Source organism: Acinetobacter suaedae, assembly GCF_008630915.1.
GTDB lineage: Bacteria > Pseudomonadota > Gammaproteobacteria > Pseudomonadales > Moraxellaceae > Acinetobacter > Acinetobacter suaedae.
Genome location: NZ_CP043909.1, coordinates 2060229 through 2073708 on the forward strand (window position 1 = coordinate 2060229; position 13480 = coordinate 2073708).

Annotated in this window: 13 protein-coding genes; 4 read left to right on the forward strand and 9 right to left on the reverse strand. The window is 37.7% G+C overall.

Going from position 1 to position 13480, the window contains the following annotated elements; all coding sequences use genetic code 11:
- Positions 1 to 9 precede the first annotated feature (9 nt).
- A complete protein-coding gene (locus tag F2A31_RS09645; RefSeq protein WP_150026211.1) occupies positions 10 to 564 on the reverse strand; it encodes an NAD(P)H-dependent oxidoreductase in 555 nt (184 codons plus the stop codon).
- A gap of 135 nt (positions 565 to 699) precedes the next feature.
- On the opposite strand from F2A31_RS09645, the gene F2A31_RS09650 reads away from it, so the two are divergent.
- From F2A31_RS09650 to alr, 3 genes are all read left to right on the forward strand, one after another.
- On the forward strand, positions 700 to 1035 hold the full coding sequence (locus F2A31_RS09650; protein WP_004682497.1) for a winged helix-turn-helix transcriptional regulator: 336 nt from the start codon (positions 700 to 702) through the stop codon (positions 1033 to 1035).
- 119 nt (positions 1036 to 1154) lie between these two features.
- Entirely contained in the window at positions 1155 to 2600 is a 1446-nt protein-coding gene (dnaB, locus tag F2A31_RS09655) for a replicative DNA helicase (RefSeq protein ID WP_150026212.1), read from the forward strand.
- Between the two features lie 66 nt (positions 2601 to 2666).
- Positions 2667 to 3737: an alanine racemase gene (alr, locus tag F2A31_RS09660; RefSeq protein ID WP_150026213.1), complete on the forward strand. Its 1071-nt coding sequence runs from the start codon at positions 2667 to 2669 to the stop codon at positions 3735 to 3737.
- A 37-nt stretch (positions 3738 to 3774) separates the two neighbouring features.
- Here the strand turns inward: alr and F2A31_RS09665 are convergent, their stop codons facing one another.
- The 5 genes from F2A31_RS09665 to F2A31_RS09685 form a co-directional block, all read right to left on the reverse strand.
- Entirely contained in the window at positions 3775 to 4200 is a 426-nt protein-coding gene (locus F2A31_RS09665; RefSeq protein ID WP_005090981.1) for a BLUF domain-containing protein, read from the reverse strand.
- A gap of 46 nt (positions 4201 to 4246) precedes the next feature.
- Complete coding sequence (locus tag F2A31_RS09670; protein WP_004638533.1) at positions 4247 to 4981, reverse strand: proteasome-type protease; 735 nt, start codon at positions 4979 to 4981, stop codon at positions 4247 to 4249.
- Between the two features lie 16 nt (positions 4982 to 4997).
- The gene (locus F2A31_RS09675) at positions 4998 to 5777 is read right to left on the reverse strand and encodes a transglutaminase family protein (protein WP_150026214.1); all 780 of its coding nucleotides are present in this window, start codon (positions 5775 to 5777) and stop codon (positions 4998 to 5000) included.
- On the reverse strand, positions 5774 to 6376 hold the full coding sequence (locus tag F2A31_RS09680) for an alpha-E domain-containing protein (protein ID WP_017396193.1): 603 nt from the start codon (positions 6374 to 6376) through the stop codon (positions 5774 to 5776). Before F2A31_RS09680 ends, F2A31_RS09675 begins: the two co-directional genes overlap by 4 nt.
- 72 nt (positions 6377 to 6448) lie before the next feature.
- Positions 6449 to 7999 (reverse strand): circularly permuted type 2 ATP-grasp protein, encoded by a 1551-nt coding sequence (locus tag F2A31_RS09685; RefSeq protein WP_150026215.1) that lies wholly within the window; start codon positions 7997 to 7999, stop codon positions 6449 to 6451.
- Positions 8000 to 8209: 210 nt separating this feature from the next.
- Between F2A31_RS09685 and F2A31_RS15855 the strand changes: the two genes are divergently transcribed.
- Complete coding sequence (locus F2A31_RS15855) at positions 8210 to 9214, forward strand: helix-turn-helix transcriptional regulator (RefSeq protein ID WP_150026216.1); 1005 nt, start codon at positions 8210 to 8212, stop codon at positions 9212 to 9214.
- A 378-nt stretch (positions 9215 to 9592) separates the two neighbouring features.
- Here F2A31_RS15855 and F2A31_RS09695 read toward each other — a convergent pair whose 3' ends face one another.
- From F2A31_RS09695 to F2A31_RS09705, 3 genes are all read right to left on the reverse strand, one after another.
- Positions 9593 to 10912 carry an adenylosuccinate synthase gene (locus F2A31_RS09695; RefSeq protein ID WP_150026217.1) on the reverse strand — a complete coding sequence of 440 codons (1320 nt, stop codon included), beginning with the start codon at positions 10910 to 10912 and terminating at the stop codon, positions 9593 to 9595.
- A 60-nt stretch (positions 10913 to 10972) separates the two neighbouring features.
- The gene (locus F2A31_RS09700) at positions 10973 to 12139 is read right to left on the reverse strand and encodes an ATP phosphoribosyltransferase regulatory subunit (RefSeq protein ID WP_150026218.1); all 1167 of its coding nucleotides are present in this window, start codon (positions 12137 to 12139) and stop codon (positions 10973 to 10975) included.
- Positions 12140 to 12343: 204 nt separating this feature from the next.
- Positions 12344 to 13432, reverse strand: a complete 1089-nt coding sequence (locus F2A31_RS09705; RefSeq protein ID WP_150026219.1) for a hypothetical protein — start codon at positions 13430 to 13432, stop codon at positions 12344 to 12346.
- Positions 13433 to 13480 lie beyond the last annotated feature (48 nt).

Below are 13480 nucleotides of genomic sequence, written 5' to 3' on the forward strand. Positions count from 1 at the left end.
AACATATAGCTAACCTATCTGTAATAAATATTTCACATAATCCACCGCACTCTGATTGATTTCATTCCTCGTAGGTTGAGTCTCTCCTTCTTCAGGATTAGTATCCATTCCATAAAAAACATACATGGGTTGATAATCGGCTTTTACATATCGCGCAGTTAATTCAAAAGGTAAACACAACTCTTTTAGAGAAAATTGATAGCGACCATCTGCTGCATAATCTTTTTCTTTAATGCCAGCAGAAACTGCTAGCGTTATTTTCTTATCTTTTAACTGATTTCCTGCTGAGCCATAGGCCCAACCATAAGTTAGTACATCATCAAGCCACTGTTTCAATAATGGCGGACAGTTAAACCAATATATCGGAAACTGAAGAACCAAATCTTGATGTGATTCAACCAATGCCTGTTCTTTTGCCACATCAATATGCCCATCAGGATACTGTTGATAAAGTTGATGCACAGTAAATTCATCTGAGTATTGGCTTAACTCCTCAATCCATCGTTTATTTATGACAGAGTTTTCAATATCTGGATGAGCAACAATCACGAGTGTTTTCTTCATTTCAAACCATCACAACAGACATTTAAGTCTTTCACTAACAAGTATGAAATTAATTATAAAAGTATGCTACTAATTATATAAGTACGGTCATTATGGTTATTATACTAAACTAAAAGTTAGTGTCAGAAGAAAACGATGGAAACCTGCGCACCACCACATATTGACTTAGGACAAACTGATTTTGGATATACGCTTTCCTTAATCAATGGTAAGTACAAAATGATTATTATGTATTGGCTTTATCAACATAAATCTATTATGCGATTCAATGAGTTAAAACGTTCAATTGGTAATATTTCATTCAAAACCTTAAGCTTAACCTTGAAGGAAATGGAAAAAGATCAACTGATTATTCGTAAGGAATATCCACAAATTCCCCCTAAAGTTGAATATAGCTTATCAGAACGAGGACTATCCTTGATTCCTCTATTAGATATGATGTGTCAATGGGGGGCAGCCAATCGTCTTTGAACTCACCCACACTTTTTCACCACTTACACAATTTTCCCTGAATTAAATTGTCGCGTTGACCCTCATTTGGATTAAGATAGTCACTCGGTCATGTTTCATCTTTTTTATTAGGTCTTGTTATGTCACAGGCGAATGCCAATTTTACGAAAAGTTCTCCAAACACAGAGAGTAAAGTGAGTGACTCAGGTCAGCTAAAGGAGTTTCGTACCCCTCCCCACAATCTCGCAATTGAACAAGCAGTACTTGCTGCATTGATGACAGTTGCTGAGTCTTTTGAACAAGTGAGTGATCTACTCAAAGAAAATGATTTTTATGCAACACGTCATAAATACATTTATCGTGCCATCGAAAAACTAGCACAGGAAAACTCACCGTATGATGCCGTTTTGGTCAATGACTGGTTACTCAAACAAAACCTGTTAGATGCAATTGGTGGTGAAGAATACTTGATGCAATTGATGGCTGATTCACCTTCAAGCTTCTATAATCTTGAAACTTACGCCAATAAAATCAAAGAGTTCTCAACACTGCGTACCATGATCAAAGTCAGCAGTGATATTTTACAAAATGCTTATGACACCAAAGGTCGACCTGTCAGTGAAATTCTAGATTTAGCAGAAACTCAAATTTTCTCTTTAGCAGAACAACACAATAATAATAAGAAAGATTCGGGTCCCAAATCGATTAGCTCAGTTACCGCAGATGTCATCACTAAATTAGATGAATTATCAAAACTTGATGGAAACATTACTGGTTTAACTACAGGATTTGTGGAACTTGATAATAAAACCTCAGGGATGCAAGCGGGTGACTTGATTATTGTTGCGGCTCGTCCATCTATGGGGAAAACTACTTTTGCCATGAATTTGGTTGAAAGTGTATTGCAATACAACAGATTACCAGCGTTAGTGTTCTCTATGGAAATGCCAGCAGACTCTATCGCCATGCGTTTGATTTCTGCAATGGGTAAAGTTCATCAGGGACATTTGCGCTCAGGTAACCTGGATGCGGATGAATGGACCAAAGTTACAGGTACAATTTTACAGTTACAAGAAATGCATCTATATATTGATGACTCTTCTGCCCTTCCACCGACAGAAGTACGTGCACGTGCACGGCGTATTGCCAAAATGCATGATGGTAAAATCGGTTGTATCATGGTCGATTACTTACAATTGATGAAGGTCCCAGGCATGGGCGATAACCGTGTTGGCGAGATTTCAGAAATTTCTCGTAGCTTAAAAGCCTTGGCCAAAGAAATGAACTGCCCAGTAATTGCACTTTCACAGCTTAACCGTAGTTTGGAAAATCGGCCAAACAAACGTCCAGTAATGTCAGACTTACGTGAATCAGGTGCAATCGAGCAGGATGCTGACTTAATCATGTTCATTTATCGTGATGAAGTCTATAACAAAGAATCAAAAGAAGCAGGTACAGCAGAAATCATTATTGGTAAACAGCGTAATGGTCCGATCGGTAGTGTTCGTCTAGCTTTTGAAGGACAATACACTCGTTTCAGTAATCTTTCACCTGAATTCTACGCTCAATATGATGATGAAGAATAATTCCTATCAAACTTATTAATATTGATTTTTATATTTTATCCAAGTCGTCCCAAAGGAGAAATCAGGGTGCGCCAAGCAACAGTTTATATTGACAGTACAGCACTGCAATATAATTTAAACCGTGTTAAACAACTTGCACCAAACTCGAAAATTGTAAGTATGGTCAAAGCCAATGCTTATGGACATGGAATCAAAGATTGTTTAAACGCCTTAGAGGCCACGGATGCTTTTGGTGTCGCCTGTTTAGAAGAAGCCCTAGAGATCAGGCGACTTGGATATTTACAGCCAATCACCCTGATTGAAGGTGTATTTTCAGCTGACGAAATGACTCAGGTCATTCAACATCAACTTGAATGTGTCGTTCATCATACACAACAAGTTGAATGGTTGCTTGCACATAAAGATCAATATCAAGCTTTGGATTTAAAAGTTTGGGTAAAACTCAATAGCGGGATGAATCGTTTAGGTTTCAAAATTCCTGAAATCATTAATGTGATCCAACGTTTAAAAGCTGAAGGTTTTAGCTGCGTTTTAACAATGCATTTTGCCAATGCTGATACGGATCATCCACTAAATGAACAACAAAAAATGCAGTTTTTACAAGTGAAACAAGCATGTGAACCTATTCTTACTTCATGTTGTAATTCTGCTGCCATTTATAGATATCCAGAATTGCATTTCGATTTTGTACGGCCAGGAATCATGCTCTACGGCGCATCACCATTTGCAGACAAGAATGTTGAAGCCCTTGATCTAAAGCCAGTTATGACCTTCAGCGCAGAAATCATTGCCTTAAATCAAATTCAGCAAGGTGAATATGTTGGTTATGGTTCAACCTATGTCGCTACACAAGATATGACGATCGCTATCGTTTCGATCGGCTATGGAGATGGCTATCCTCGTGCATATATAAAACCTAACTTTGTGGCAATTCACGATCAACTTATACCCGTCATAGGACGTGTAAGCATGGATATGATTGCGATTGATATCAGTAATTTAAATGCAGAAATCGGAACTAAAGTCGAGCTTTGGGGTAATACTCGACTGGTCGATGACGTTGCAGAGGCAAATGGAACCATTGGCTATGAACTACTCTGTAGGCTGAGCCAACGACCTCAACGCAGACTTAACTAAAAAGATAATGCTAAGTTCAAAGCTGTTTTGAACTTAGTTAACTTACTTGATCCATTTCAATTTCAGCCAACAAGGGAATAAATGCACAAATTGAATCCTTATTTAAAAGATAAGGATTAAAACTTTCCTGTCCAAGTTGTTGAAAGAAAATCGAAATAGCGCTATTTTTCCGTACAAACTTCATAGACCAATCTTGGAATAGCCCCTGCTCCACATTTCGTGCAGGAAATGCATAAACTTGTTCATGCCGCCTATCTTTTTTAATTTTTTCAAATAACTGCATAATGGTGGTTTGATCCCCTTCCAAGCATTGGAAAAAATAACCATCCGCGAAATAAAGCACACCGTAAATACGATTCAAATAATTAAAATGATGTGCTTCATTTAAAATATCTCTCAAATCAGACAATAGGCTCTGTGGATCTGATAAAGTTTTACTGGCATAACAAAATTGAAAAAGCATTCTTATAACTCTTATAGGTTCAACTTGATTATGCCCAAGTTTTTGATTAAACCCAATAATCTTCAGTCGGTTTCGGTAATTCTTGTAACCCGCGCCTTAACGTTTCAGACCATTGTTTACTTATTTGGGTAAAATAAGGATCTTCTTCCCCGATTCTCTTTCCTTTAGGAATAATAAAACTATCTTTATAATAAACCAAAGCGTCTAAAGGTAAGCCAACAGAAACATTGGAGCGTAAAGTTGAATCAAAAGAAATTAATGTACAACGTAAAGCATCATCCAAAGGCATATCATAATGTAAAGCACGATCAAGAATGGGCTTACCGTACTTACTTTCACCAATTTGAAAATAAGGAGTATCTGTAGTGGCCGAAATAAAGTTTCCTTGAGGATAAACATTATATAATTGCATTTCCTCCCCTTTAATTTGACCAGCCACCAAAATACTTCCAGAATAATTCATCTGTTCTTGAGTATTCGAAGTAATATCTTCCAATACAGTTTTTAATGTTTTGCCAACTAGTTCCGCCACTTCAAACATATTATTTGCACTGTACAAGTTTGGCTCGTGATTAAAATTCAGCGCGTTTTGCAAATGACTAATCACAGCTTGCGTTGTTGCCAAATTCCCTGCTGTTTGAATTGCGATAAAGCGTTCACCAACCACACCAAAAGTATGCAATTTACGAAATACAGAAATATGATCGACCCCTGCATTGGTGCGCGTATCACTAATCAACACCAAACCCTGTTCTAATCTCAATGCACAACAATAGGTCATCTTTTTCTCTTTACACTCAACACGCCAAAACCTGAACACTAGACATCATGCTTTCAACTCCTCCTTGCTCGCGCACACCACGAACAGGTGCGACATCGAGATAATCACGTCCGATTGCAACATAAATATGATTTTTTGGAGCAAATATCTGATTACTAATATCGAAACAATACCACTGATTCTCTACAAATGCTTCCGCCCATGCGTGACTGGCAAGGTGCGGTTGGTTTTGATCATACAAATAACCAGAAACATATCGTGCAGGTATCTGCAAAGCACGGCACATAGCAACAAAGACATGTGCATGATCTTGACACACTCCTTGTCCCGCATAAAATGCATCTATGGCGGACGTTGTCACTGATGTACTTTGCGGTTGATAAGGCACACGTTCTAGGATTGCTTCTGACAAATCAATCAAATGCTGACGATTTAAACGCAGAACAATAGATTTCGCAAAGTCTAGCATCGTTGAATCATAACAAGACATCGTCGTGCGCTGTAAAAACAGCATCGGAGAAATATGACTTTCAAAATGGCCTAACTCAGTCGCATGTAAATCAATAACTCCCTGCGCCATAATCGTTAAATAGCGATAATCATGCCTTTGTGTTGCTGTCATCCAAAGATTATTAAATGCATCTCTTTTACAGTTTGACTCTCCTGGCACACTAATATGCCAAGTTTCAACGGTTTGATGTTGAGAACTTTGAGGCATCATTTTTATCGACTGCACGCTATTACGTGCAGTCTGTGTATAACGATAATGTGTTTGATGATTCACCATAAGTTTCATGCATACACCTCAAATTGATTCTCTAGCCGATATGTAAATGCATAAAACTGGTTAATATAAGGTTCAGATTTAAAAATCTCCCAACTAGGTTGTAATTCATCCCAGCCTAAATCAAACAACTGATGAATCGTTAATTCTGTTACACCCATAACCTTATGAATATTTTGATAAAACCTAAAATAAGTATCTATCTGCTCAATACATTGCCCTATTCTAAAAAATAAAGAAATATCCTCTTGCTCTGCTGTTAAAAGCTCACAACATCTATTCACTATACGTTGAATATCTAAAGCATTTGCTTCCACATTTTTGATCAAGAAATTCAGCTCAGCGTAAGCCTGTGCGCTCAATAATCCTCTTAGTTCATGAATATTGTCACGAGCAATCTCTAATTGATTTAACAGCGAAAATGGCTGTTGTTTGTCTAACATAAATTGATTTAAGTTATCGGCACTATCTATCTGCAAACAAAGAGCGTATGCAAAATCCGCAGCCTGCCGGTCATCCGTAAAGGGCAACTGATTAGTAACATATTGTATTCTATATAAATAACGACCTAACCAATATACATGTTGTGCACTAGAGCGAAGTAAAATCATCCAATTTCTCCTTAAATTCATTTCTAAAATCACAATAGTTTTATAAAAATCCCTCACGATTTAAGAATGATTTTAAGAACGCAATGTTTCTACAACCCAAGTATCTTTAATTCCTCCACCTTGAGATGAGTTGACAACTAAAGAACCAGCTTGCATCGCAACACGAGTTAATCCCCCAGGAACAATCTCTGTACGATACGGTGAACTCAATATAAATGGACGCAGATCAATGTGTCTTTCAGCTACACCTTGATCTGTCAGTGTTGGTGCAACCGATAATGCTAAAGTAGGCTGTGCTATATACAAATGTGGGGCTGATATTAGCTTTTGCCTAAAACATTCAATTTGTTGTTGATCTGATTGCGGGCCAATTAACATACCATACCCACCAGAACCTTGTGCTTCCTTAACAACCAACTTTTCTAAATTACTCAATACATAATCTAATTGATCTGCTTCTCTACATTGATAAGTTGGTACATTATTTAAAATCGGTGCTTCACCCAAATAGAATTGAATCATCTGGTCCACATAAGGATAAATAGACTTGTCATCAGCTACACCTGTTCCTGGTGCATTGGCAATTACAACATTATTTTGAAGATAAGCCGACATCAACCCTGCTACACCCAATGTACTATCAGGTCTAAAAATTAAAGGATCTAGAAAATCATCATCTAAACGGCGATAAATCACATCAACTCGCTGACGACCACGAATCGTTTTCACAAAAACCTTGTCGCCATCTACAAACAGATCTCGACTCGTAACGAGCGGTACATCCATTTCTCTAGCTAAAAAAGCATGTTCATAATAGGCACTATTAAATCGACCAGGTGTCAACACCACGATTAAAGGATTATCAACATACGCATTTTCTTCAAGGATTGCTCGAAGCAAAGTGGGATACTGTTCAATGCTTTGCAAATTATTGCTCGTACATAAATCAGGCATCAACTTTTGACTAATCTTTCGACTCTCAAGCATATAAGAAACACCAGAAGGTGTTCTTAAATTATCCTCCAGTACATAAAATTCACCATTCCCATCTCGAATAATATCAATACCACTAATCTGCGAATAAATTTTCCCTTTTAAATGATGCTTTAACATATGAGGCTGAAATGCTTCATGTGTCATGACTTGATGCTCTGGAATTAAGCCCTCTTTGAGAATGTGTTGCCCATGATAAATATCATCTAAAAAATGATTGAGTGCTTTTACTCGTTGTGTACAACCTGCAGCTATTTTTTCCCATTGCTTTTTTTCTATCACTCGAGGGATCAGATCAAAAGGGATCGTTCGCTCTAATCCCTCTTCTTCGCCATACACATTAAATGTAATGCCCTGATATAAGAAATGCTGTTTTGCTTGTGACTCTAAATGATTCAATTCATCCAAACTACGCAGACTCAACCATTGTTCAATCTTCTTAGATGCCTCACCATTAAAGCTATGATCATCTAACATTTCGTTAAAGAATTGGGATTTTAGTTGTTCAAATAGATTTACCTTTGCTTGAAGCTGCTGGATAAATGTAGACGACTGCAATGAAACCGCCGCTGTTTGATCTGCGGTGTAATAATCTGAAGTGATATTTAGGTTGTGTTCTTGTTCTGACATAGAAACCTCGTCTCATCATTTATACATAAATCAAATAAGCAATTTCAGTGCCACACACAGTTTGTTTGTTTTTTAATCAGACCTAAGATATTCGAGCAAATCTCAACACTTTTCAGTCGTAAAAGCGTAATCTAAATGTGATGGGCTTGATAAATAGAGATAGATTTTTTATTGTGTCTGCTTTAGACCACTTAATTACGTATTACGCTTATGTCTTCCACACAAGAAAAAGAAACATCGAACAGTTTATATCGCCAATGGCAAATCCTATCCCGCTTATCAACTGGAAAATGGATGGGTACACGAGAATTACAAGAAATATTAGAACGTGAAGGTATTGAGATCAGTCTACGCACCATCCAACGTGATTTAAATCAAATCGCGCAACGCTTTCCAATTGAAAGTAATAAAACAGTACCCCAAGGCTGGCGCTGGCGCTCAGATGCACCGATTCAAAGTTTGCCTCATATGACCAGCTCCCAAGCTGTTACCTTCATGATGGTTGAAGAACATCTACGACATTTGCTTCCACCAAGCTTGCTAGAAGAAATGACGCCTTGGTTTGACCTCGCTAAACGAAGTCTTTCAACTCAGAATAATGTAAGACAGTGGATTAACCGTGTGCGCATTGTACCCGCTAACCAACCTCTCATCCCCCCTGTTGTCGATAAACAAGCTCAACAAGCCATTTATGAAGGCTTATTACAAGATAAGCAAATTGAATGTATTTATCGTGCTAGAACCAATCAAGGTGAAGATAAAACCTATATCCTCAATCCGCTTGCTCTGGTTCAAAAGGGTGCTGTAATTTATTTAATTTGTACTCGAAATGACAAAACTGAAGTACAAACCTTTGCCTTGCACCGTTTTAAAGCAGCCACAGTACTTGATAATCGTGCTCTACACCCTGTTAATTTTGATATCGACGATTATATTGACTCTGGTGCCCTTGGTTTCAGAGTTGACTATAATAAGCCAACAGAACAAATTTTGTTGAAGCTTACGATGACTGAAAATACAGCTCAAAGCTTCTATGAAAGTCAATTAAGTAAAGACCAGACGATTATCTCTATCGAAGAGAATATTGTGGAAGTATCTGCAACTGTCCCCTTCACCTCACAATTGGTGTGGTGGCTCAGAAGTTTTGGCAAGAAACTCCTCAATATCGAACCTGCTGCTGTATATAATGCAGTGAAGGAAGTTGAAGAAAATTAAATAAAAAAAGAGAACCGTCTGGGCTCTCTTAGATTTATTATAAATTTATGATCAGATTTTTTAGGTTGTTCTTATTTTATTAAAATAACCAAACCCATTCTTTTCCCCTACGTGATTAGAATTGGTTTGTGCCTTTTCCATTACTGAAACATGAATTAACATCGGCATGCTAGCTCATATCCATTGTAGCGAATCGTTTTTTTCGTCATGATTAAATCCTCTTTGTTTGAACGTAAAACAAATATAACGAGAATTTTTCAGTCTGTGAAATAACAAAGATCGCAATAAAAATCTAATTATTTGCTAGAGATTTTAAATATATAAATCTATAAAAATAAAAAAGCCCCCATCAGGGAGCTTTTCAATCATCACATCAGCTTACGCTGAAAATGGATGACGTAATACAATTGTTTCTGCACGATCAGGACCAGTTGAAATAATATCAATTGGACATTCAATCAACTGCTCAAGACGTTTAACATATGCCAAAGCATTTGCAGGGAGTTGGTCGAGCTGAGTTAAACCTACTGTTGACTCGCTCCAACCAGGCATTGTTTCATAGATCGGCTTCAAGCTTTCAAATGAAATCGCGTCAGAAGAACCTGCACAGCCTGAATCTACATCTTCATAACCTACACAGATTTTGATTTCTTCTAAACCATCTAATACATCGAGCTTAGTTAAGCAAATACCAGATAAAGAGTTCACTTCAACTGAACGACGTAAGATTTCAGCATCAAACCAACCACAACGACGTTGACGACCAGTAGAAGCACCAAATTCATGACCTACTGTTCCTAAATGACGACCAATCTCATCACCTGTATCCGTCGAAGCATCATAATGCAATTCTGTTGGGAATGGGCCTGCGCCTACGCGTGTCGTATATGCTTTGGTAATACCGAGTACATAGTCTAAATGTAATGGTCCCATACCAGAACCAGAGCTTACGCCACCAGCAGTTGTATTTGAACTTGTTACGTAAGGATAAGTACCGTGATCGATGTCAAGCAATGAACCTTGTGCGCCTTCGAACATGATTGCCTTACCTTCTTTACGGTAATCATGTAGCACTTTAGTTACATCAATTACGAGTGGTGCAAGCACTTCACGCCATTCATTACAAAGCGCAAGAACATCTTCAAACTTCACTTCTTCAACACCATAGAATTGAGAAAGTTGGAAGTTATGAAGTTCAAGCATTTCCTTAAGTTTTTCTTCCAGCAAAGCGCCGCCACGAATCAAATCAGCTACACGTACCGCACGACGAGCAACTTTATCTTCATAAGCTGGACCAATACCACGACCTGTTGTACCAATCTTGGCATTACCACGTTTTTTCTCACGTGCTTGGTCAAGCGCAATATGGTTTGGCAAAATCAATGGACAGTTTGGAGAAATACGCAAACGTTCTTTAACAGGTACGCCTTCCTCTTCCAAAATCGCCATTTCTTTGATTAATGCTTCAGGAGAAAGCACTACACCATTGCCAATTAAGCACAATACGTTTTCACGTAAAATACCTGATGGAATGAGGTGTAAGACAGTCTTCTTACCACCGACCACAAGAGTATGACCTGCGTTGTGTCCACCTTGATAGCGAACTACCGCAGCCGCTTGATCTGTGAGCAGGTCGACGATTTTACCTTTTCCTTCGTCGCCCCATTGGGTACCAAGTACCACAACATTTTTGCCCATAATAGCCTCATTACATCATGCTGTTAAAATTGGAAACTAAGTTTTCAAACAACTTAGCGATTAAATTTTTTCAATAACCCACTGTCCATTTTGAGACACCATCTGATGGGTCGCATATGGAACTGAGCTTAAATCATCATTACCTAACAATTGCACCACACGTAAACCTTGGCTACGTGCATCTATAATTGCATTCAATAAATCTTGATCATTACCTTTTGGGGCAACGACAGTCTCAATTTCTACAAACTGTGTTGCACCTAAAGTATATAAATCACAACTAAACCCTGTCGCTGGACGCGCACGTCCAAAATGTTCACCGATACCATCATATCGACCACCTTGTGCAAGTGGTGCAGCACGGTTTGGTGCATAAATGGCATACATCAGACCAGTATGATAGTGGTAGCTACGTAATTCGATGACATCAATGCCAATGTTTAAATTCGGCCAGCGTGATTGAATTTGTGCGAATGTTGATTTCAATGCATCAAAAGCATTTTTAAAATCTTCATCCTTTAGAATATCTTGGCTTAAGTGACTTTCTAACGCATCTAGATCACTTGCATAACGACCTAATGCATAAAAATCAGCGCCCATAGCTAAATCTTTAGTAAATTCTTCAAGCTCAGGTAATGCTTTACGCTGATATAAATCAGAGAGTTCACTTTCAGTATTTTTATTTAATCCAGCACGTTTTACTAAACTACGGAATAAACCAACGTGTCCCAAATCTAGATGAACACCCTCTAAACGACGTGTATGTTTAAGTAAGGCCAACATCACATCAATCATTTCAACATCGGCTTCAATGCTGTCATGACCATATAACTCCGCACCCAACTGCAAAGGTGCGCGAGTTGAATTAAAGTTCTGAGGTTTAGTATGTAATACTGTGCCCGCATAACAATAACGAGCCACACCTTCAATTGGTCGAACATGAGCATCAATACGTGCAACTTGTGGTGTCATATCTGCACGAACACCAAGCAAGCGACCAGATAGTTGATCAATCACTTTGAAAGTAACTAAATCTAAATCTTGATTGGATTCTGAAAGTGAAGACAACGATTCGATGTATTCAATAAATGGCGTATACACCAACTGATAACCTCGAACAGCGAGGAAATCTAAAGCTTCTCGGCGCAATGTTTCAACGACTTGCGCTTGTTCGGGCAATACATCTGCTACCCCATCAGGGAGCAACCATGTCTGTGAAATGGTCATGTTCCAAACCTAAAATCTGTTCAACGTGGAGGCATCCACATAAAAAGCAACCACATAAAAAAATCGGGTGAATGCCCGATTCAGCGTAGTGTAGCATGAAGATTTACATGATGCACCTGAGAATTTGCATAAAAACTGCTTATTCCACCCTATAAGAGACAAACAGTTTTTATTTAATTAATCATTAATTTCAATAAATTATCATTATTGATTAGGTTCAAAAACCCAAGTTCGCTGTCCAAAGAACTGCCCAATAGCTGAACTATCCCCTTGTTTCCAATTGATCAATTTCAGTTTTCGGATTGCTGTAATAGCTTGTTCATTATATGCAAAGCACCCTTTTTCTAATTGAGCAACGCGAAGTTCCTGACTTAATAGAAGTTCTTCTTTAATTCTACTATCGAAATCAAAATTAGAGTTCTTAAGTTCTTCTAACCGTTTGCTCTCATAATCCAAACTCAGTGCAGCATCCCATATTAATGGTGAAGTTAAGACTGCACGGAATGTTTGATCATTGGTATTTCCAACAACACCGAAAGTGCCCCAACTATCGTATTTATTAACTAAAAAAATCCAATCCAAATTATGCCAATTCCCCCGAAACAAGTCATAATCTGCTCTATTCGCATGAGAATTTAAATTCTCGTATGTATTTAGAATATTTTCTTTCTCCTGCTTGAATGATTGATTATCAACAACAAAATTTAAAGTAATATAGGGTTGATTCCATTGTGTTTCTTTTAAGCGGTAACAAGAACTACCTTTTGGGAAAGTGGCATCTTTATAATTTTGATAAAATTTAACCAATTCTTGATCCGAGCGATCCTTTAGCTCGTTATTCAAATCATGCGTTTCACGATACCCAGGCAACACACGATCAAATATATTTTCGCCATCCAAATTCAAAATTTCAAATGTTAAATTTTGCTTTAGTTCTGGTAAACGCTCATAGGTCCACTGTGTTGGTGAAACTCTCTTGATCAGATTACTTTGTGGGGTATTAATTTCAAAAATCTTATTTTCAGTCAGAATCTTCAAATCTAAGGGTTCATTATGTGACTTTGAAAAATTAATTTCATTATTTCTTATCGAATACTTTGTGATTTCAAAAGAGTCAAAAATATAACCTTCAGAGAAAAGCGGTTTTTGATAATAAACTTGATATAAGGCCTCATCATTCTTAACACCTGTTTCGGCTTTGCTTTTCTCGCTAGAACCTCCTCCACATGCTGTTAAAATGCCCCCCGAACTAAGTATAAAAAATACACCTATTTTTCTCGAATAAAACTTCATATATTTCCTTTTAATTTTAGTCTTATTAAATCGACAAAAGAATAACAA